30 protein-coding genes are annotated in these 17,038 nt (G+C 60.9%); all 30 read right to left on the reverse strand.

Annotation, left to right across the window (positions count from 1 at the left end):
- Window positions 1-7 precede the first annotated feature (7 nt).
- The 30 genes from D8767_RS22275 to D8767_RS22415 all read right to left on the reverse strand — a co-directional run bounded on the left by D8767_RS22275 (window position 8) and on the right by D8767_RS22415 (window position 17,031).
- On the reverse strand, window positions 8-508 hold the full coding sequence (locus tag D8767_RS22275; RefSeq protein ID WP_122048416.1) for a hypothetical protein: 501 nt from the start codon (window positions 506-508) through the stop codon (window positions 8-10).
- 55 nt (window positions 509-563) lie between these two features.
- Window positions 564-950 (reverse strand): DUF3168 domain-containing protein, encoded by a 387-nt coding sequence (locus tag D8767_RS22280; protein ID WP_122048417.1) that lies wholly within the window; start codon window positions 948-950, stop codon window positions 564-566.
- The gene (locus D8767_RS22285; protein WP_122048418.1) at window positions 943-1,443 is read right to left on the reverse strand and encodes an HK97 gp10 family phage protein; all 501 of its coding nucleotides are present in this window, start codon (window positions 1,441-1,443) and stop codon (window positions 943-945) included. Before D8767_RS22285 ends, D8767_RS22280 begins: the two co-directional genes overlap by 8 nt.
- 3 nt (window positions 1,444-1,446) lie before the next feature.
- Window positions 1,447-1,626 carry a hypothetical protein gene (locus D8767_RS22290; RefSeq protein WP_122048419.1) on the reverse strand — a complete coding sequence of 60 codons (180 nt, stop codon included), beginning with the start codon at window positions 1,624-1,626 and terminating at the stop codon, window positions 1,447-1,449.
- 8 nt (window positions 1,627-1,634) lie between these two features.
- Window positions 1,635-1,961, reverse strand: a complete 327-nt coding sequence (locus tag D8767_RS22295; RefSeq protein WP_016715892.1) for a head-tail adaptor protein — start codon at window positions 1,959-1,961, stop codon at window positions 1,635-1,637.
- Window positions 1,961-2,260, reverse strand: coding sequence for a head-tail connector protein (locus tag D8767_RS22300; protein ID WP_015271423.1), 300 nt, complete (start codon window positions 2,258-2,260; stop codon window positions 1,961-1,963). Before D8767_RS22300 ends, D8767_RS22295 begins: the two co-directional genes overlap by 1 nt.
- On the reverse strand, window positions 2,260-2,478 hold the full coding sequence (locus D8767_RS22305) for a hypothetical protein (RefSeq protein ID WP_122048420.1): 219 nt from the start codon (window positions 2,476-2,478) through the stop codon (window positions 2,260-2,262). The genes D8767_RS22300 and D8767_RS22305 overlap by 1 nt, the downstream gene beginning before the upstream one ends.
- A 49-nt stretch (window positions 2,479-2,527) precedes the next feature.
- Window positions 2,528-3,727 carry a phage major capsid protein gene (locus tag D8767_RS22310; protein ID WP_015271425.1) on the reverse strand — a complete coding sequence of 400 codons (1,200 nt, stop codon included), beginning with the start codon at window positions 3,725-3,727 and terminating at the stop codon, window positions 2,528-2,530.
- On the reverse strand, window positions 3,724-4,365 hold the full coding sequence (locus tag D8767_RS22315; RefSeq protein WP_015271426.1) for an HK97 family phage prohead protease: 642 nt from the start codon (window positions 4,363-4,365) through the stop codon (window positions 3,724-3,726). Before D8767_RS22315 ends, D8767_RS22310 begins: the two co-directional genes overlap by 4 nt.
- The gene (locus D8767_RS22320) at window positions 4,352-5,566 is read right to left on the reverse strand and encodes a phage portal protein (protein WP_122048421.1); all 1,215 of its coding nucleotides are present in this window, start codon (window positions 5,564-5,566) and stop codon (window positions 4,352-4,354) included. The genes D8767_RS22315 and D8767_RS22320 overlap by 14 nt, the downstream gene beginning before the upstream one ends.
- A gap of 2 nt (window positions 5,567-5,568) precedes the next feature.
- Window positions 5,569-7,257 (reverse strand): terminase large subunit, encoded by a 1,689-nt coding sequence (locus D8767_RS22325; protein ID WP_122048422.1) that lies wholly within the window; start codon window positions 7,255-7,257, stop codon window positions 5,569-5,571.
- Window positions 7,254-7,799: a terminase small subunit gene (locus D8767_RS22330; RefSeq protein ID WP_122048423.1), complete on the reverse strand. Its 546-nt coding sequence runs from the start codon at window positions 7,797-7,799 to the stop codon at window positions 7,254-7,256. The genes D8767_RS22325 and D8767_RS22330 overlap by 4 nt, the downstream gene beginning before the upstream one ends.
- Window positions 7,800-7,957: 158 nt before the next feature.
- Complete coding sequence (locus tag D8767_RS22335) at window positions 7,958-8,296, reverse strand: HNH endonuclease (RefSeq protein ID WP_122048424.1); 339 nt, start codon at window positions 8,294-8,296, stop codon at window positions 7,958-7,960.
- Window positions 8,296-8,454, reverse strand: a complete 159-nt coding sequence (locus D8767_RS28850; protein ID WP_163002512.1) for a hypothetical protein — start codon at window positions 8,452-8,454, stop codon at window positions 8,296-8,298. The genes D8767_RS22335 and D8767_RS28850 overlap by 1 nt, the downstream gene beginning before the upstream one ends.
- Complete coding sequence (locus D8767_RS22340) at window positions 8,454-8,660, reverse strand: hypothetical protein (protein WP_063977543.1); 207 nt, start codon at window positions 8,658-8,660, stop codon at window positions 8,454-8,456. The genes D8767_RS28850 and D8767_RS22340 overlap by 1 nt, the downstream gene beginning before the upstream one ends.
- Before the next feature lie 35 nt (window positions 8,661-8,695).
- Complete coding sequence (locus D8767_RS22345) at window positions 8,696-8,893, reverse strand: hypothetical protein (protein ID WP_121757706.1); 198 nt, start codon at window positions 8,891-8,893, stop codon at window positions 8,696-8,698.
- 49 nt (window positions 8,894-8,942) lie between these two features.
- Window positions 8,943-9,269, reverse strand: coding sequence for a phage holin family protein (locus tag D8767_RS22350; RefSeq protein WP_121757707.1), 327 nt, complete (start codon window positions 9,267-9,269; stop codon window positions 8,943-8,945).
- A 37-nt stretch (window positions 9,270-9,306) separates the two neighbouring features.
- The gene (locus D8767_RS22355; RefSeq protein WP_122048425.1) at window positions 9,307-9,972 is read right to left on the reverse strand and encodes a hypothetical protein; all 666 of its coding nucleotides are present in this window, start codon (window positions 9,970-9,972) and stop codon (window positions 9,307-9,309) included.
- Window positions 9,973-10,423: 451 nt separating this feature from the next.
- Window positions 10,424-10,813: an antiterminator Q family protein gene (locus D8767_RS22365; RefSeq protein ID WP_122048427.1), complete on the reverse strand. Its 390-nt coding sequence runs from the start codon at window positions 10,811-10,813 to the stop codon at window positions 10,424-10,426.
- Window positions 10,810-11,097, reverse strand: coding sequence for a hypothetical protein (locus D8767_RS22370; protein ID WP_122048428.1), 288 nt, complete (start codon window positions 11,095-11,097; stop codon window positions 10,810-10,812). Before D8767_RS22370 ends, D8767_RS22365 begins: the two co-directional genes overlap by 4 nt.
- Window positions 11,094-11,654, reverse strand: coding sequence for a hypothetical protein (locus tag D8767_RS22375; RefSeq protein WP_122048429.1), 561 nt, complete (start codon window positions 11,652-11,654; stop codon window positions 11,094-11,096). Before D8767_RS22375 ends, D8767_RS22370 begins: the two co-directional genes overlap by 4 nt.
- Window positions 11,641-13,053, reverse strand: coding sequence for a DnaB-like helicase C-terminal domain-containing protein (locus tag D8767_RS22380; RefSeq protein ID WP_122048430.1), 1,413 nt, complete (start codon window positions 13,051-13,053; stop codon window positions 11,641-11,643). The genes D8767_RS22375 and D8767_RS22380 overlap by 14 nt, the downstream gene beginning before the upstream one ends.
- Window positions 13,050-13,868 (reverse strand): ATP-binding protein, encoded by an 819-nt coding sequence (locus D8767_RS22385; protein WP_016715568.1) that lies wholly within the window; start codon window positions 13,866-13,868, stop codon window positions 13,050-13,052. Before D8767_RS22385 ends, D8767_RS22380 begins: the two co-directional genes overlap by 4 nt.
- Window positions 13,855-14,607, reverse strand: coding sequence for a helix-turn-helix domain-containing protein (locus D8767_RS22390; RefSeq protein WP_016715567.1), 753 nt, complete (start codon window positions 14,605-14,607; stop codon window positions 13,855-13,857). The genes D8767_RS22385 and D8767_RS22390 overlap by 14 nt, the downstream gene beginning before the upstream one ends.
- Window positions 14,604-14,771: a hypothetical protein gene (locus tag D8767_RS28855; protein ID WP_016715566.1), complete on the reverse strand. Its 168-nt coding sequence runs from the start codon at window positions 14,769-14,771 to the stop codon at window positions 14,604-14,606. Before D8767_RS28855 ends, D8767_RS22390 begins: the two co-directional genes overlap by 4 nt.
- 59 nt (window positions 14,772-14,830) lie before the next feature.
- Window positions 14,831-15,394, reverse strand: a complete 564-nt coding sequence (locus D8767_RS22395; protein WP_016715565.1) for a hypothetical protein — start codon at window positions 15,392-15,394, stop codon at window positions 14,831-14,833.
- Entirely contained in the window at window positions 15,391-15,705 is a 315-nt protein-coding gene (locus tag D8767_RS22400; RefSeq protein ID WP_016715564.1) for a hypothetical protein, read from the reverse strand. The genes D8767_RS22395 and D8767_RS22400 overlap by 4 nt, the downstream gene beginning before the upstream one ends.
- A complete protein-coding gene (locus D8767_RS29375; RefSeq protein ID WP_016715563.1) occupies window positions 15,702-16,508 on the reverse strand; it encodes an ORF6N domain-containing protein in 807 nt (268 codons plus the stop codon). The genes D8767_RS22400 and D8767_RS29375 overlap by 4 nt, the downstream gene beginning before the upstream one ends.
- On the reverse strand, window positions 16,505-16,801 hold the full coding sequence (locus D8767_RS22410) for a hypothetical protein (protein WP_016715562.1): 297 nt from the start codon (window positions 16,799-16,801) through the stop codon (window positions 16,505-16,507). Before D8767_RS22410 ends, D8767_RS29375 begins: the two co-directional genes overlap by 4 nt.
- On the reverse strand, window positions 16,798-17,031 hold the full coding sequence (locus tag D8767_RS22415; protein WP_016715561.1) for a hypothetical protein: 234 nt from the start codon (window positions 17,029-17,031) through the stop codon (window positions 16,798-16,800). Before D8767_RS22415 ends, D8767_RS22410 begins: the two co-directional genes overlap by 4 nt.
- Window positions 17,032-17,038 lie beyond the last annotated feature (7 nt).

Genomic DNA, 17,038 nt, shown 5'->3' on the forward strand with positions numbered 1-17,038 from the left:
CCCCCTATCAGGCAGCGGCGGCGGCTGGAATTTCCAGCACGTCGGAGTTGATGCCCATGGTGATGTTGCGGCGCACCACGTTGTCAGCGGCACCTGGTGCAACGGTGTTGTTCATCACCTTGACGCGCATGTAGAAGGTGGTCGGGTTGATAACTGGGGTTGCGGTCGGGTCACCGTCATTCAGGGTGATCTTGACGTTGTAGTCGCCCTTGCTGCGGTCCTTGTGCGCGGTCTTGACTGCTCGCTGACCAGCATCACCACTGTCCAGGCCGACAGTGACGGTCAGGTCTCCTGCGTCAGCGGTGCCCTTGTACTTTCGCACGCGACCGTCTTTCAGCGAGGTGAAGTTCACGCTGCTGAAGGTGTCGCCGAATTCGCCAAGGTCCTCGATCTCGCCCACTTCGACGTAGGTGTCGGCCTTGTAGTCGGTCTCGGTGTCCGCGCCGGTTTTCCCGCCGATGAAGAGTCGGCAGCCGGCGGCTGTGTTCAAATTCTCTGCTGCAGGCATGGGTATTCCTCCAAAGCCACATTGGATAAAAGCCGCGGCGCGGCCAGTGGGTGATTCAGTGAGTGGTGATCACGCGGACGGTGATCGAGCCCTGGTAAGTGATGCCGTCGGCGTCGCGCTGGGCGTCCGACTGCTCAACCCGGACGGAGACGGCCCGGCCAACTTCCAGCGGCAGGCGGCGCTCGTCTAGGGCGGCGATGACCTCGCCATTGATGCGCTTGACCTCGGCCTGGCCGGAAGCGTCGGACCATACCGACAGGTACAGAAGGCGCGTCTGACGCTTTCGTCCCGAGATAGGGCTGTTGTTGGCCGAGACCTCCCGATCGATGGACACATACGGCATATCCGCAATCATCGGCGCACCGTCGTAGATCGGACAGCTGACCTCGGCCTGGAGCCTGGCGAAGATCGCCTTCTGCAGAGCAAGCGATGGATCAGGCATTGCCCACCCCCTGACTTGCCTTGCGCAGCGTGCGGCGGACAGCGGTCTCAATGTCAGCCATCACGTACTCCCGATTGACTTGCATCGACGGACGTAGCCAAGGGTGAGCCGGCCTGGCCGGAATCGCTGGGTACTTGCCGAAGAAGTGCGTGCCGTCGCTTTTGTTGGTGGCCTTACGGTTCCGGTTCCCGGCGCGCTTGCCACCGAGATAGCCCTTGGTCCCGTACTCGATGAAGCGCAGGTAGTAGAACCGCCGATTGTCCCGCTTACCGCGGATACCGATCTGAGCATCCAGGCCGCTGGGCGAAACGTAAATCCTGAGCGCCGCAGCCGCCTCTCCGGTGTCCTTGGGGATCAACTGCCGCTGCGTTTCAAGAATGCGGTTCGCCGCTTCGACCATCGCCGGCTGCAGCTCGTTATCCATCATCCTGTGGATATTGCGCAGCGTCCGACGTAGACGGATGTCGCCGCGAAGGCTGGAGCGCCTGGCCATGGATCACTCCTTGGCCGGTGCGGCCTTGGCCGGCTTTTCGGTGGCAGTGGAAGTTTCCTTGATCTCTACCGCATAGCCGCGGGCAATCAGGGCCTCAGCGTCTTCTTTCTTCAGATCGAAGATCTCGCCCTTTTCACGCTCGCCAGAGGCGCCGGTCAGCGGCCCCAATGCTTGAATTTTCATGGTTCACCTCACGGGTTAGGAACGCTGGAGCACAGCAGCCGCAGCATGTCCCGTTCGTTATTGAGTAGCGGCGCCTCAACCTTGTAGGTCACGCCCGATCGCTTATCGGTTAACCGCCAGCCAGCGGCGATGTCTGACCTTGGCCGGGTGCGGATCTCGGCACTGATCACTGCCTGCAACTGCTCGGCAACTGGAGAGACGCGGCCAGTTGGCATGGCCACCTCAGCCCAGATCTCACCCATAGCGAGCCAGCCATCATCAAAGCCGCCGGTGTCGTTCTGCGCTCTGTGGGGCTTGGCCAGCTTCAAGCGATGCCGCATGGGTCCTGCTCTCATCAGAATCGCTTCCTGTACCAGAGCAACCTTTCGACTGCCAGAGGCATGGCGGTGGCGATGGTGCCCACGGCAACAGCCTCGCGGTTGGCGTACCAGTGGCCGACCAGCAGTAGGACCGCCTGCTCGACATCGCCGGTCAATCCCATCTCCTCGGGCTCAACTGGGTCAGTCCCTACCAGCTTGCGGTCGCAGTGCTGCTCGACATGGGCCTTGGCCGCTGCGATGTAGCCGCTGATCAAAGCGTCTTCCTCGTCGCCGTCGACCCGCAGGTGCATCTTCACGGTGGCCAGGTCGATCATCACTTGCTCTCTTTCGGCGCGGTAGGCTTGGTTTCCTTGGTTCTCACCGCCTTCGCCTTACCGTCGCTATCGACTTCTTCGGCTAACCCCTTGCCGATCAAGGCGTGAGCGTATTCGTCATCAGCCTCATCGAAGGTTTCACCGGCCTTGACCTTGTTCGAAGTTCCGCCCAACAGCGCCCCGTTGCCGACGAAGCCCCACAGAATCTTGATTTTCATGCTGCCTCCAGAAATGAAGAGGCCGGCAATATGCCGGCCTTCAGTGGGGTTAGGCGGTCGGGAAGCGCCCTTTCACTAGAGCTTCCTTACGGCGAACGCCGAGCCCCAGGCGCTCCTCGACCAGCAGCGCCCGCTCGTTCTTGATGAACTGATCGTTGATCAGGCCCATTTTGAACACGAACGACATGCGGTCGAACAGCGTGGTGGAGCGAGCGAAGTTCGCCACCAGGAACTCACCACCGTTGGTGCCATCGCCCTCGTCCATGCTGTCGGAGGTGATCACCGGACGCCCCCAGAGGATTGGGGTGACCAGGCCTTGCAGGTTCGCGAACAGGTAGCGGTTCTCGCCGTCCTTTTGCAGCTCGATGTTCATCCAGTCCAGCTCGGTCATCACCGTACCGTCGGCGGACATTTGCGACTGCTTGCGCACCTGGTAAATGGCGCGACGAACCAGGTCGATAGCGGTATCGCCGGCTTTGCTCAGGGCGGTGTCGTAGGTGGTCGCCTGGGTCATCAGACCCGGCAGATTCTCACCGGTACCGTCACCCTTGAGGATCTGCGCCTCCTCTTCCAACTTGAGGTCGTAGCGGAGCAGTTGCTGAAGGTAAGCGAACATCTGCGGTACGTCATCCAGCGCCTCGTCGGTCACTGGCATCCACACCGCAAGTTTCTTCACGCGATCGGTGACCGGCTCGAAGGTGACGTTGCTGGTCGGCTTCAGGCCGCCCTCGGCCACCGGTGCGGCGCCCCGGGTGTGCAGTTTCTCGCGGAAGTAGGTGTACTGCTGGCCGGTTACCGGGATCGATGTCAGCAGGTCACGGATGCGCAGCTCCTGGCGGATCCCGGGTTGAATCACTGGATCGTAAACTGGCGCAACGATGCCGGCGCTGGTCACCTTCATTTCTTTCATGCTGGCCATGTCAGACTTGGTGACTTCGAGTTGAGCCAGCGCGGCGTTCTTCTGATTCAGCGACTTGTAACTCTCGTCGCCCTTGATGAGGTCGATGAAGCTCTTACCCTCGCCGGGCTGGCCTCGCAGTTTGACACCCTTCTGCTCCAGGTCCACGACCTGGTCGATGACTTTCTGCAGCTCGCCCTTCTGGTCTTCGATCTGCTTTTTCAGATCAGTGGTGACCTGGTTGCCCTTCTGGACTTCATCCATGGCTGCATCGTACTTTTTCTGCAAGCCATCGAAGCCGGCCTTCAGTTGCAGCTCCAGGGAATCCTTCAGTTCTTTCACTTCGCTCATGGCGACACTCCGAAATATTGGGTGAACAAGTTGGGAATTTCTTTCAGCTCATCCACGATCGCCGTGGCCTCGCTCCCGCCATCACGGCGTAGCGCGGTGTAGCCGAGCGAAGCGACTGCCGCCGCTTCCTTCTGCGAGAGGCCCATGCGTTCGCGCAGGGCCTTCTCGAAAAGCCTGATGTCCGACTTGACGCTTAGAACCTGGGCCTCCGGGTTCATGCCGAACGGTACGAAGGACGCCTCCCAGAGTTCGGCCTCCTTGATGAGGCGCACGCGCCGACCGGCGCGATCCTCGAAATCTGCCTTGATGGTGTTGAAGCCGATCGACATGCTGTCCAGGATGTCGGCCTTCATGAGCTCATAGGCGTCGCGGGCGTAGCTGACATTGAGGTTCACCTGGCCCTTCAGCAGCAGGCCGTGGTCGTCCTGGGTGTAGTCGGCGGCCCCCACCAGACGGGTCAGGTCGTGGTACAGGGCCAGCTTCAATTTGCCGTTTCGGGTGGCCTTCACCCGGGTGAAGGCTCCGGGCATGATTACGTCGTCGCCCAGGTCGACGTTGTTGAACACCGCGGCGTAGCCTTCGAAGTTGCCGGCTTCGTCTACGGCCTTGAGTTCGAACGGGACTTCAAGGTTCGCCATTGGTTTGCATCTCCCATCGGGTGACCCGGTTGTATTCGTCGCCTTCCAGGGGAGGCAGGTTTTCCTTCAAGCGGACCTCGTTGATGCTCATCCAGCCGGAACCGCCTGAGCCGCCGAGAGCACCGCCGTAGTAGGTGGATCGACCAGCACTATCGGCACGCATTAGCCCCTCGACGACGAACTCGAGGAAGCGCCCGGACGCACCAAACAACTTGCTGTTGAGCTCGTCCTCGATGGTGTCGATGTAGGGCTTTAGGCCAAAGGTGATGAAGCCGATCAATTGCTGCTCCAAGTTGGAGCCCATGATTGAGGTCTTGCCGGCGCGGTTGGCTAGCCAGAGCGGCACGCCGTAGATGCCCGCCAGCGCTTCTTCCTGGAACTGCTGGGATTCAATGAACTGCGCATCCTTCTGAGAGATTCCGGCGGGGTGAATCTTCGGTCCGCCCTGCAGGATCGCCATCTTGCCGATGTCGTCAGTGTCAGCCTTACGGACATCCGGGAATCGCTTGAGGATCTGTTCTTGCTGCTGTTCGGTCAGAAAGCCGTCGTAGATGACATAGCCGCCGGTAAAGCCGCCTTTGCGCATGAACCGGGCCGACCACTGCTGGCCCGCTTTGGCCAATCCCATGGTCTCAGCCTGGTACTCAAGCGGGGAAAGGCCAACAATCCCATCCAGGCTAAATAGCTTGAAATGCAGCATGTTCTCGGGCGACACCGGAAACGGGTCACCCTCTGCGGGCGTCACCGTGTAAAGCAAATCGTCTTCGGTATCGATCTTGACCGTTCGGCCGTCCAGCGGGACCAGACCGATCACATCACCCTGCCCATTGCGCTCGATCAGCGCGAAGGCGTTGCCACGCAGCGCCATGTTCACAACCACGAACTTGAGAAAGTTCAGCATCGTCATGTACGGGTTGGGCTTGCGCAGCAGCTTGAGCATGCGGTCGTTGCCGCTGATCATCTGCCGGCCGCCCTGCTTGTCCTCGTACAGTTTCAGCGGCAGGCCACTCAGCGACTCGGAAAGCACCTTGACGCAGGACCAGACCATGCTGATGGACAACGCAGTCCTCGTCGTGATCCGCACGCCCGCCTTCGTCCGCCTGCCGCCAACCTCCAGATCGGCCTCGACGTAGTTTCCGGTGGCCGGATCGGTGTAACCGAAAAATCCCCAGGTCGCGGGGTTGTACCATTTGAATGCCATGGTCAGCCTATGAGGTCGAAGAAGCCGTGATTGAGGTAATTGTCCATACCGCTTTTCGCTTCTGGATTGAGCGCCATCAGCGTCACGGCGTTGAACAGCGCCATGAGCGGGTCGATCTTCGCCGAGCCGCTGGCCTGCTTCGTGATCAGGATCGAGTTACCTCGCGGCTCAACACGAGCATTGCCGCAGCACCACGCCATCATTGGCTGACCGCCGTGCAGCAGAGCGCCCTCTGCCAGCTTGCGCTCCGCAGTCTTGATCGATCCGCCCAAGCGCCAGCCTTGCGATATGCCGTCGATCTTGTCGCGAGGTATCCCGGCCGCCTCCAGGGCGTCGAGAATGGCGCCGACACCGGCCGGGTCGAGGCCTACCTTGTCCAATAGCCCTGCCTGCTCAACCTTCGCGACCAACTGCGCCACATCATCAATGTCGTCGCCGATCCGGTTGACCAGAGTCAGGTGCCCATCCTTGGCGAAGTCCCGAATGCGCGGTGCTTCTGACTTTCGGCGCTCCAGCACCGAGGGGTGCGCCCAGGCGTGAGTCCAAGTCAGCCAGCGCCGAGTGCCTATTTCACGCCCGATGGCAGCCAGCCCCAGCAGGTCGTCCAGCCCGCCACCGTCGATGCCGATGTCGATCACCTCACAGCGCTCGATCAGATCATCCAGGGTCTTGCACAGCTCGGAGGCTTGTTGCTCCCAGTAATCAGTGCCAGCCCAGCGATCAGACAGCAGGGCCAGGCCGATCTCGACGTTGAGGTGCTTGGCCAGGAAGCCGCGAAATGACTCTTCCCCGTCCATCTGGGCTTGGGCATAGCCCCGCTCAATGAACGGCTCATCTACAGACAGCCCCAAGTTGGGGTTGGTGATGTAGGCGTTGGAGAAATCCCGATGCGCTCCGGCGTCGAGCATCGCTTTTGGGAACTCGTACAGCACCGGCAGGAACGACTTGTCGACGATCTCGCCGTCGCGCACCTTGCGGGCGTACAGCAGTTTCTGCCGGAACACGCCGGCAGGCGGCGCATCGGACTGGGTCGTTGCCCAGATGATGAATCCCTCAGGCCGAGAGGCCAGGCCACCGGTTGCTTCCCGAAGCATCGCCTCGGCGTTGGCGCGCTTGCCGAAGACCCACAGTTCATCGACGAACACACCGATGGCCTTCTTGCCTGACACCGTCTCGCTGTCAGCGGCTACCACCTTGAGCGTGGCGTTCGTCTGCCGGTGGGTGACGGTGCGCAGGTGATCCTGCACCTTGAGCAAGGCGTCCAGCTCCTCATCCGCCCGCACCATGTCGCGGATCGGGATGTAGGAGTTGTCAGCGATCTCCTTGGTCGGCGCCAGGATGATGAACTCACCCGACGGGCGCCAGTTCAAGATCAACGCGGTCAGCATGATGCCTGCGGCGATCGTGGACTTGCCGTTTTTCTTGCTGATCAGCAGCATGAATTCGCTGATCAGGCGCCGGCCCTCATCCGGGTCATAGGCCCCGAAGATGGCGGCCACGAACTGGTTGACCCAATCGCGCACTGTCTCCGACATCAGCGGGCTGCCGGTGGCATCCACCATGCGGAGCGCACCAAACACATCAAGGGCTTCCTCGGCCTCGGTCGGAAACAGCGGCTTGAAGGGAATCAGACTTTTTCGCGCAACGATGCGCCGCTCCCAGTCCGGGCATGCAGTTGTCCATTCCTTCATTTCACCGACCTCAGCGGCCCGCGCCGGGCGCCAAACTTGCCAGTCGATGCCTGTTCAGCTTTCGCCTGGGCCTGATCCTTCTTGCCGCTCTCCCCTTTACGAGGATGCACGAAGGGCATCAGTGCCTTGGCTGCATCAACACGCAGCTTCGGCTCAGACTCCAGGTCGTTCATCACTGACAGCAGGAAGTCCTTCGGGTCGCGGTGCAGCAACGCCTGCATGAGGTCGAAGCCGGCAGGCTCCGGCTCGGCGCACTCGTCCTTCGCGCCGGCGGGTTCGGTCACTGACTCAGCCTGCGTCGATGGCTCCGCTGCATGCTTGGCTTTAACATGCGCTTTAACATCTGCTTTAACATCTGACAGCATCAGACCTAGGGCACGGAGCTTGGCCAACTCGGCCGCCACATCCTTGTCCTTCACCAGCCGAGACCCAGCCGCAGACGCGGTCTTCTCGGAATAACCCGCAGCTACAGCTGCGTCTCGATTGGACGCACCTTCCCTCAGCGCTGCGATGAAAGCGCGCTTGCGGGATGTTAAAGCCATTTAACAAAAATCCTGTGGGGGAAAAAAATCTGTACGTGGGGTCGGTGGCGGTCTAGCTAGGTGAGAATCGCTATATTTTGACCTCCCCCCACCCTCGAAGCACGCCACTGACGTGCTTCGAAGGTGCCTCGGGCGACCGCGCGCCATTCCGCTGACGGTCAGCCCATCAGGCCAGCAGCCTCCTCGGCTTGCTTGACCGAGTCGTGGCAGGGCTTGCACAGCGGCTGCCAATTGGCCTGATTCCAGAAGAGATCCTTGTCGCCTCGATGCGCCACGATGTGGTCAACGACGCTGGCCGCTGCCGTTCGCCCCTGCCGGGCGCAGTAAGCGCACAGCGGGTTGTCACGCAGGTACTGTTCTCGGGCCTTCTGCCACTTGTAGTCGTAGCCACGCTGGGAGCTGGTCATTCCACTCCGCCAGCTGCCAGGGCTCACCACCTTGACCCGCGAGCCTGCGCTTTCCTTGATGCGCGGTCCCAGTGTCTTGAGCCTGGCCATCAGCGCACCTCGACCTTGATGCCGCGCTCTATCCATCGGAATACACGGCCAGGGTCCGGCTCGCGGCCTGTGATATGGGTCATGACCAGGACGCCGGCCAGGTAGTACTTCAGCCACCAGCGTTGGCGGCAAACGATTGTTGCGGTAACGCTAGCCATCACCAACCTCCTGCCATCTTCGTTCCAACCACCACGCCCATCAGGAACACCAGCGCCACCAGCATCACGCCAACACCATGAGCACTCGGCATCGCAATATCACGCATCGAAGGCGGTGCAGGAGGCGGCGCCTGCTCACTCTTGACGCAGGCCTGGCACAGGAAGCGGTTGTCGCTGACTTGGAGTGGCTCAGGCTCAGTCTTCACCCATCGACACCTGGAACACTGGAACTCGCAAAGCATCATTCAGCCCTGCGCATGCTGCATTGCTGCGCGATATCGGCGGCGCGCTCACGCACCTCCAGCACCTGGCCGTCGAACGTGCGAACGATGGCGCAGATCCCGTGCCATTGGCTGCTGGCACCCGCCTCTGTTACCGAGGCGATGGCGGCGGGAGCCAAGTGAATGGCGTTACGGTTGACACCGGTCAGGGTGATCATTGGCGTACCTCGCGCCACGAAACGGCGCACATTGAATTTGTGGAGCGGACTACAGCTTGTCCGCCTCTCGTTCGGCCCAGCGCTTGCCAAGCTGACGGGCCTGCTCAACGCCAAGCACGCCAATGAAGCCAGCGGTGGCGAACGACCAGGCAATGCTGAGGCCGAACTCTTTCACGGTCAGGCCAACCACCATCACGATCAACGCGCCAAGCGTTGCCTCAATGAGCTGCCGGACTGGGCGGGTTTCCTTGCCGTCGTACTGAATACGCAGCCAGGTCAAGGCAAACGTCAGGCCCATCGCAAGGCCGTTTTCTCTCAGGGCTGTCAGTACCAGCACCCAGAAGGATGGGTCTTTCTCTGGCGGCATATGGGCCATCTCGATTCCTCCCGTTGCGGGGAGCTTGTGAATGAATTCAGCGGCGGTGCAGCATGCCGCCAAGCTGAAGCTCTTTGCGGATTACTTGGCGTATCAAGTCAGCCACCTGGCCGTCGCTGGGAGCTATAGGGAGGCCGCCGATGTGGGTGCGCAACGCTTCATCAGCAGAGGCCCGAGCAGTCACCTCGGTAGTAATGGCTGCTGAGTCCATGCTTGCCTCGTTGATGAACAACTGATCACCCTTGAAAGCAAATGGCTGCTCGCCGTCCATTCGGCAGCCCAGTCTGGCGATGACCTTGCCGTTGCGAGTGATCGTCATGCCGGCATCATTAATGACCACACCAGACCCGACCTGGCGGGAAACCCGCTCCGCGGCTTCCTGATCAGTCTCAAGACGTTGGTAGGTCAGCGTGGTGCGGATGTCCGAACCGTCGCGGTCGAACGACATGTCTTCGGTCGTGAACTCGGCACTATCACGATGCTCGGCGGGGATAGCCATCACCTGGTCACCGATGAACCGATAGCGCTCGATGGCATTGGCCGGTATGTCACTCTCAACCCATTCGCCTGCGGTGACGGTGACCATCTGCGACTCATCTGGAAGCCGGCCACTGGTGATTTCAATAGCGCCAGTCTTGAAGTCAAGACGCATACCGGAAATACCCGGGACGTTGTCGGCGGTTTGAAGGCCGGTGTATTTCACAGTGTGCTCCTGGAACGAAAAAGGCCCGCCGAAATGGCGAGCCCTTGCATAAAACAAACCGACAGATCGGCTATTGGGGGTGCGTAATAGAGACCCTTAGGGTTCCCGCGCCAAATACACTCACGCTTATCTGTGAATCAGGGAAAGCCTCGCTCAGTACTCGAGCCACGCCCTGCTTGATTTCCTCATGATTGCTCTTGCCGAGCTCCACCGTGGAGTGGGTAACCCGCCTGTCGCGAGTAGCGCTGATAACCTGGTTAGAAATGCTCTCGATTGCGTCTTTAGTAGATTGATCCATTTCACACCTCCATTGTGGATAGTGAGAATGGGTCAGGCTGAACTGAAAAGCAAAAACCCCGACACAATGGCCGGGGTTCATCTGTGTCGCGTGACGTTGCAAGCTGGACACGCTGCTATGAAAGCAGGTGTTTATCCGCCCGCATAGCGATTTTTACGCCGCCTCTCGAATTGCTTCGAGCGCGCAGTCAATCCATGCAACGCCTGCCTTGATAATCTCCCGCGCCTTGCGCTCGGACATGCCCGCCTCCCTTCCAACCCGCATGGCCGGATGCTTCGATCCGTAGTAGGCCCACACGAAATCACCCATCTGCTGGTTGCGCTTCGTCAGCCTGGCCACTGCGCCGTCGATGATCAGCGCCAGGTCGTCAGTGATGACATGCTGCCGAGCACCACCCTCGCTGGGCACGTTGTCGCGAATGAGCGCGTAGAGCGGCGACACGTAGCGGGGCACGCCCATCTCGCACATTCGCCACCAGCCCCACTGCTCCAGCATGTACTCGGTATCGCCCAGCGCCTTGTCCACATAGGTTCGTTTCTTCATGCAGCCCTCCGGGGCGTTGGGTCGGTGTCCAGGCCGAACAGCTCGCGCAGCAGCTTGTCAGCGTGTTTGTTCCTGGCGTTGCCTTCGGTGATCCAGCCTTTGGCGAACTGCTCGAATCCCACATTGGCGCGCGCGGCGTGCCAGTCAGCCACGATGTCCATCAGGGCCGCTGATGCGATGCGGCCGTTGTTCTGCTCCAGCAGCATGCGGTTGCCCACCTTGAGGAACTTGCACTCCACGGCGGTCAGGCTTTTGCGCGGCAATGCCGCAGTAAAGTTGCTCATCGAATCATCTCCAGTTCTTCATCCACCACACGAACGCACTCGTCGAACACCTCTTTCGGTACCCGGGCGTTCAGCTCGCGGAGGATGGCCTTGTCGCGGGCCTGCCAGGCGGGGCAATTGCGCCTTGCCTCTACGCGCAAGGCCTTCATGTGCTGCGTGAGCCGCTGGCGGTCGCGGTTGATATGCTTGAGCGCGGCCTTGGCGCGGTGGTGCCAGGTTGGATCGGCATACCGCTTCTCGGCCTTTGCCGTGCCTTCGGCCACGCCGATCTGGCACTCCAGGCGGATGGCGTCGCGGGCCAGGGCCTCTTCCAGCACTTCGCATTCAGCCAGGGAGGCAGGCAGCTCAATAGGGCCGCGCGGGGCATTGCTTGGTGCCACAGTGGTGGTGGGCAATTGCTCGTTTTTCCACGTGGAAGTAGGCGCAGAAGTCCGTGATTCCTGACCTCCAGCAGTGGTGGGCTTCTCAGCGTCAGTACGCTTGGTCACGCTCACCGACACGACCGGGGTTGCGGGTTTGCCAGCGCCAGCGCGTGGCCAGAAGTTAGAAAGATTCATGCTTAGCTCCTTTGGTGCGGTGGCGGCCGGCAAATGTCCTGCCCATTTCGACTTCTTCGTTGCTCGGCTGATACCCGACCAGCTCGGCAAACCTGTGATAGGCGCCCTGATGCTGTACTCGGCAGAATCCGGTCTCGCCGTGGCGGTTTTTGTCCACGATCAGCTCGGTGACGCCCGATTGCCCCTCTTCGGACTCGCTGTCTCGGTGGACCAGCACCACCACGTCGGCGTCGGCTTCGATCTGGCCTGAGTCGCGAAGGTCGCTCTTCGTGGGGCGCTTGTTGGCGCGGTTGCTTGGGCCCCGGTTCAACTGCGCCAGCACCATCACGGGCACTCCCAGCTCCTTGGCCAGCCGCTTGATCGATTTGCTGATGTCGGTGACCTGCTCATACCGGCTGGCCGACTTGCTCTCGCCGTTGACCAGGCCGATGTAGTCCAACGTGACGGAGCCAAGGCCGTGCTCGCGCTTGACCGTACGGCAGATCTGCCGGATATCGCGCATCGTCAATGAGGCGTCATCGCAGAAGATCAGAGGCGCGCCATCGAGCTTGCTCACAGCCGCCGTCAGGCCTGGCCAATCGTTGTCAGCCATCGAATGACCTTCGGTGATGTGCTTCAGCTGCACGCTACCCACTGAGGCCAGCGACCGGTTTGTCAGCTCCACATCTGTCATCTCAAGGCTGAACACCAGCGACGTGGACTTGGCCACCAGCGCCACTCGCTCAGCGATGCCCAGGCCCAAGGTGGTTTTGCCGCTGCCTGGGGCGCCGGCAATAACCACCATGTGCCCGGCGCAGATGCCGGGAATGAACTTGTCGAGCGATGGCAGGCCGGTGTCGAAGCCCAGCACCACCTCACGATTGAAACGGCGATCAATCCCGTCGATTGCCTCGGGCAGGATCTCTCTCACGAAGCGGTACCGCTTGCGGGCATCCAGCCCTTCCGCCTCAAGGGCAATCCAGGCCTGCTGCCCCTGCGCCAGCACTTCGTCCAGCGAGTCGCCATCTCTCAGGCGCTCCGACATGATGTGTGCAGCAGCGATCACCCGGCGGGCCACCGACCGCTGCTTCACGATCCGGGCGTACTCTGCGAAGTTTGCCGCGCTCGGCGTGTTGTGAGCGATGTGAGCAGCCACTGCCAGCGTGCCACGGCCGTCTGCCAAGGTCGGCCTGGCATCTGACAGGGTCACCACGTCGATCTGCCGCCCCTTCGCCTTGAGCGCCAGCAGTAGCTCGAACAGCTCGGCACAGTCGGGCTGGTAGAAATCACTGACCTCGAGCTTCACGTCGTCAATGAGCGCTGGCTGGTGGATCATTGCGCCGATCAGGGCATGTTCTGACTCAGGGCTGTGCAACCGTGACACATCCTTTGTGCAAGCCGCGTAATCTTGGCTGATCATGCCGCCCCTCCTACACGCGCTGACGACCAGGTGAAGGGCGCCAGCAGGCCGCCGTTCTCGCGCAGGCGGTCCATGGCCCGTGGCCCGATGTAGGTCGGCAACTGCTCACGGTCCTGGTTGCTGATCAGGATCGTCGGACGCACAAGCTGGTAGCGCCGGTCGATCACTTCGTGCAGAAGGCTGGGCATGAAGTCCTTACCCGGGCGGGGCGTGTGCATGCCTACCTCGTCGATCACCAGCAGGTCGACATAAGCCAACTCAGCCAGCAGGTCGGACTTCGACGGCCCCGCGTTGCTACGGAAGCTGTCCGTCACGGCCTGCATGATTGCCTCGGCAGTGACAATCAGGCCCTTGGCGCCATACTCCCGAACAACGTGCTGCAAGATGGCACAGGCCAGATGCGTTTTACCGTTCCCAACCTCGCCCAGCAGCATCAGTGCGCGCCCAGCCCGATAGTGGCCTTCGAATTCCTCGGCGTAGCGTCGGCAAATAGACTGGGCGCGGACCTTGGCCGATTCGGCGTTGGTGATGAAGCTGTCAAACGTGCAGCCGCGGAAGCGCGGTGTTATGCCGGTGGCGAACAGATCGCGGTTGAGCTCGTCCGCTTCCTTGCTGGCGTAAGCTGCGTCCCGCACGCTGGCCTCGCATTGAAGGTTCAGAGCCTCCCAACGGCAGCGCGGGCAATCAGTCTCCCTCCACCCGCCATCAAACTGCTCGACCTGCTTCGCTTCGTACTGGCCGTGACCAGGCGCTTCGCATTTGGCAATGCCTGCAGCGCGCTCGGCTGGCGCCGGCCTGAATTTAGATGTAGTCATCAGGGTACATCTCCTGGTGATGGGCGGGGACGGCAAGTACTGCGCTGCGCGATCCGGTAGCTGGAGCGCTCCAAGCGTCCTGTTTGAGTCGATTCACAAGCCATTCAGTCTTGAACCCCTGCCAGCCTGCGGTCATGGCTTCAGCCAGTGCCTTATCTGAGCTGATCCCAGCTTGGCGGCACGACTCCAGCTCCTTCAGCACGGTGTTCCAGATCGTCGTATTGAGCGGGCCTTTCTTCTTCCGAAACTGGAAGTAGTCACGGGCGGTTTGCTCGGTCAGATCAGGCGGTGCCAGCTCAAGCATTTGCTCGACCGTAAAACCGTCATTTCCCCTCTTACGGTTCCTTGATGGTTCACCTTTGGGTTCTATTACGGTTCTGGGGGCATCTGGTGCCGGGGTGTCCGGCATCTGGTGCCGTGGTGAGGGGCACGTCGTGCCGGGGTCCCCGGCATCTGGTGCAGGGGGGCATTTAATGCCGGGGGCATAAGATGCCGGGGTTACGACGTAGTAGGTCGACCGCCCTGCCCGCTCTTTAGCCACCAACAAACTGACACTTTCCAGCCACCGGATCGCGTTGCGCACAGCCCGCTCCTTCAGGCAAGTGCGCTCGCAGATCCTGGCGATGGACGGCCAGCAAACGCCATCGTCATTGGCGTTATCTGCCAAGGAGATCAGGACTGACTTCTGAGCGGCACTCATTTCGAGCGGCCAGCAGGCGGTCATCAGGATGGTGCTCACAGGTCAAGCTCCTCTGTGATGCGGCGCACGAAGGCGTCGTAGGGCTCGGCGAACAAGCAGCCGTGGCCCTGCAACTCGGCGCGCAGCTGCTTGGCGAACTCGTAGAACTGCCAGCGGACCGATTCGGGCTGCGCCTGCATTGCCCTGTAGGTAGGCCAGCCCATGGGGATGATCGTTGCGCCAGCGCGATTCCGGAGCGCCTGGGAATGGTTTGGGGGCGTAGTCATTGGAGAGTCTCCGATCCAGCGCCGGTGATCTTGGCGACGTGCTGCGCAAGGTCGGTCAGCGAACCACCGGAAAGGCGCAGAACGAGCGAGCGCAGCGCTGTCACCGCATCCAGGGAAGAAACGCGCGCCTCGGCCATCTCAAGCGCCTGGGGCGAGTGGTTGCTGATCGTCTCGAACACCTTGTCGGCATAGTTGAACGACGCGCTGGCGAGCTGCAGAGTGGTCAGATGGTCGAAAACCTCGGGCCGCAGTGGCTCGCGCAGAGTGTTGACGATCGGAATGCTGAAGGTTGGCGGCTCACCACCCTCCAGCAAATGCCTACGCTCCTGCTCGAGGTGCTCGCCTGACACTACCGATGCGTCATTGCCGGTCTGGCGCTCGAACAGCACGCTCAGTGCCAGGCTCGCACCGACCAGACCGACATAGGTTTCGTCGTATTCGCGGATCTTGGCGCCATCGCTGACCACCTCGATTGCGTCCATGACAGCCTCGAAGGACAGCAGCACCAGAGCCGCATTGGAGAAGCTCTCGAAATAGGCCTTGTTGATTACCTTGCTCATTGGGCACGCTCCAGGCGCTCAACGAGACCGCGCAGCTTGCGTTTCAGCTTGGTGGTCAGCTCTCGCGAATCGAGCCAGCGCTGGAAGGCCGCTTCGGTGAAGCTCAGGACGCCCATGAAGCGCTCGTCGTCTGGGTCAATGCGCTTGCGCGGCTCGCCCGGGTATGGGTGGCCGTAGGCGGCGAAGTAGGTCTTGTACAGGCCGTTCAGTTCGCGGCGCAGGGCGTTGCGCTTGGTCTCGGCGCGCTGATAACCAACAGCGGCCTCGGCGATCTGCCCCATGAGTTGTTCGTAGGTCGGTTTCTTGCTCACAGGGAATTCTCCGGGTTGAACTTGGTGTAAAAGAACTTGCCGTCCCAGGTCTTTTTCATGGGCAAGCGGCCTTCCATGTACAGGTCGTGAAGGCGCTGGGCGCCCTTCTCCAGCATCACTGGGGCATAGCGGATGAATCCCGCCATGCCCTCGCCGCTGACCTTGTAGGGCTTCTCAGTGAGCAGATGCTTGTCTCGCGCCATGGCATACACGCGATACTTCGGCGAGTGGTCGGGGTTTGTTTCGGTGTCGTAGATCCACTTCAATTCGGCCAGGAATGCCAGCACCAGCTGGGAATTCACGCCGTTGAGCCGCTTAGCGAATTGCGGGACCGTCTCGCCGGGCATGAACAAGTTTTCCAAGGCCTCGATCTTCTTGGCTTGCTGCTGGTTCTCCAGCGCCAGCAGTTCGTTTTGCTCCTCAAGGTCAGCAGCCAACCGCATTGCTTCTGCGCGGGTGCGAGGCACGGGGAATGCCTGCGGCTTGAAGTAGTTGCTGACCAGCTGGCGCTGGACGGTCCAGGCCAGGTCATCGGTCAGCGACTTGACTAGCATCAGGTAGCCCTGCTCGGTGAGCAGCGAAAGGCCGTTCGGGGCAACAAACCCCATCTGCCGAGCTTCGGACGAATTTCGTACGAAGTAATCCTCGCCCTCGATCAGTTTGTCCCGATGCTCGTTGAAGTTTCGGCGGGCAGTACCCTCTGGCCGCTCATGCACCTGGTCGATCATCGCCAGGGTGACGACGCGCTGGCCGCGGTACTCAACGACGGGCAGTTGAGTGTTGTGGATGGTGACCAGATTCATGCATCACCTCCCACATCCTTTGCATCATGGAAGGCCGCAGCGTTGCGGTGCGGGTACAGGAAATTCCTGGTGTCGAAAACGACCCGCTCAAACAGACGTTCAAGCTCCCCGGTTACAGGATTGCCGAATCCGCCAAGCGAGGGCACGACATGCGCCCAGTACAAGGCTTTGATCAACTTGAATGACTCGCGGGCTTCGTTGAAGCGTGCGATTTCGGCGGCGGTGAGGGTTACGTCCTGGACGATCTCACCATGCAAACCATCTGGATTCCACGCGGGGACAATATGGTTCATTGGGGGATCTCCAAGTCCGTAGCCATCTGACAAAACTCTCGGTGAGCCGCCCAGGCGATTACTCGCATGGAACGGATGATGCCGTCCTCGCCGCGTTCGCCGATCATTGCTGAGTGTTCGCCTGGGTCGCTGTCCTTGAAGCCGCCGTTGTGCTCAAGCACCTCGGCGAGGATCGCCAGCAGCTCAAGCCCCTCCTCTACGAGCTTGGCGGGGGAGGAAAATTTGGTCATGGGATGG

This window comes from Pseudomonas sp. LTGT-11-2Z, from assembly GCF_003691445.1.
GTDB classification, from domain to species: Bacteria; Pseudomonadota; Gammaproteobacteria; order Pseudomonadales; family Pseudomonadaceae; genus Aquipseudomonas; species Aquipseudomonas monteilii.

Coding starts and splice junctions, on each gene's coding strand:
- D8767_RS22275 (WP_122048416.1), bottom strand. CDS start 508: ATGCCTGCAGCAGAGAATTTGAACACAGCCGCCGGCTGCCGACTCTTC.
- D8767_RS22280 (WP_122048417.1), bottom strand. CDS start 950: ATGCCTGATCCATCGCTTGCTCTGCAGAAGGCGATCTTCGCCAGGCTC.
- D8767_RS22285 (WP_122048418.1), bottom strand. CDS start 1,443: ATGGCCAGGCGCTCCAGCCTTCGCGGCGACATCCGTCTACGTCGGACG.
- D8767_RS22290 (WP_122048419.1), bottom strand. CDS start 1,626: ATGAAAATTCAAGCATTGGGGCCGCTGACCGGCGCCTCTGGCGAGCGT.
- D8767_RS22295 (WP_016715892.1), bottom strand. CDS start 1,961: ATGAGAGCAGGACCCATGCGGCATCGCTTGAAGCTGGCCAAGCCCCAC.
- D8767_RS22300 (WP_015271423.1), bottom strand. CDS start 2,260: ATGATCGACCTGGCCACCGTGAAGATGCACCTGCGGGTCGACGGCGAC.
- D8767_RS22305 (WP_122048420.1), bottom strand. CDS start 2,478: ATGAAAATCAAGATTCTGTGGGGCTTCGTCGGCAACGGGGCGCTGTTG.
- D8767_RS22310 (WP_015271425.1), bottom strand. CDS start 3,727: ATGAGCGAAGTGAAAGAACTGAAGGATTCCCTGGAGCTGCAACTGAAG.
- D8767_RS22315 (WP_015271426.1), bottom strand. CDS start 4,365: ATGGCGAACCTTGAAGTCCCGTTCGAACTCAAGGCCGTAGACGAAGCC.
- D8767_RS22320 (WP_122048421.1), bottom strand. CDS start 5,566: ATGGCATTCAAATGGTACAACCCCGCGACCTGGGGATTTTTCGGTTAC.
- D8767_RS22325 (WP_122048422.1), bottom strand. CDS start 7,257: ATGAAGGAATGGACAACTGCATGCCCGGACTGGGAGCGGCGCATCGTT.
- D8767_RS22330 (WP_122048423.1), bottom strand. CDS start 7,799: ATGGCTTTAACATCCCGCAAGCGCGCTTTCATCGCAGCGCTGAGGGAA.
- D8767_RS22335 (WP_122048424.1), bottom strand. CDS start 8,296: ATGGCCAGGCTCAAGACACTGGGACCGCGCATCAAGGAAAGCGCAGGC.
- D8767_RS28850 (WP_163002512.1), bottom strand. CDS start 8,454: ATGGCTAGCGTTACCGCAACAATCGTTTGCCGCCAACGCTGGTGGCTG.
- D8767_RS22345 (WP_121757706.1), bottom strand. CDS start 8,893: ATGATCACCCTGACCGGTGTCAACCGTAACGCCATTCACTTGGCTCCC.
- D8767_RS22350 (WP_121757707.1), bottom strand. CDS start 9,269: ATGGCCCATATGCCGCCAGAGAAAGACCCATCCTTCTGGGTGCTGGTA.
- D8767_RS22365 (WP_122048427.1), bottom strand. CDS start 10,813: ATGAAGAAACGAACCTATGTGGACAAGGCGCTGGGCGATACCGAGTAC.
- D8767_RS22370 (WP_122048428.1), bottom strand. CDS start 11,097: ATGAGCAACTTTACTGCGGCATTGCCGCGCAAAAGCCTGACCGCCGTG.
- D8767_RS22375 (WP_122048429.1), bottom strand. CDS start 11,654: ATGAATCTTTCTAACTTCTGGCCACGCGCTGGCGCTGGCAAACCCGCA.
- D8767_RS22380 (WP_122048430.1), bottom strand. CDS start 13,053: ATGATCAGCCAAGATTACGCGGCTTGCACAAAGGATGTGTCACGGTTG.
- D8767_RS22385 (WP_016715568.1), bottom strand. CDS start 13,868: ATGACTACATCTAAATTCAGGCCGGCGCCAGCCGAGCGCGCTGCAGGC.
- D8767_RS28855 (WP_016715566.1), bottom strand. CDS start 14,771: ATGGGCTGGCCTACCTACAGGGCAATGCAGGCGCAGCCCGAATCGGTC.
- D8767_RS22395 (WP_016715565.1), bottom strand. CDS start 15,394: ATGAGCAAGGTAATCAACAAGGCCTATTTCGAGAGCTTCTCCAATGCG.
- D8767_RS29375 (WP_016715563.1), bottom strand. CDS start 16,508: ATGAATCTGGTCACCATCCACAACACTCAACTGCCCGTCGTTGAGTAC.
- D8767_RS22410 (WP_016715562.1), bottom strand. CDS start 16,801: ATGAACCATATTGTCCCCGCGTGGAATCCAGATGGTTTGCATGGTGAG.
- D8767_RS22415 (WP_016715561.1), bottom strand. CDS start 17,031: ATGACCAAATTTTCCTCCCCCGCCAAGCTCGTAGAGGAGGGGCTTGAG.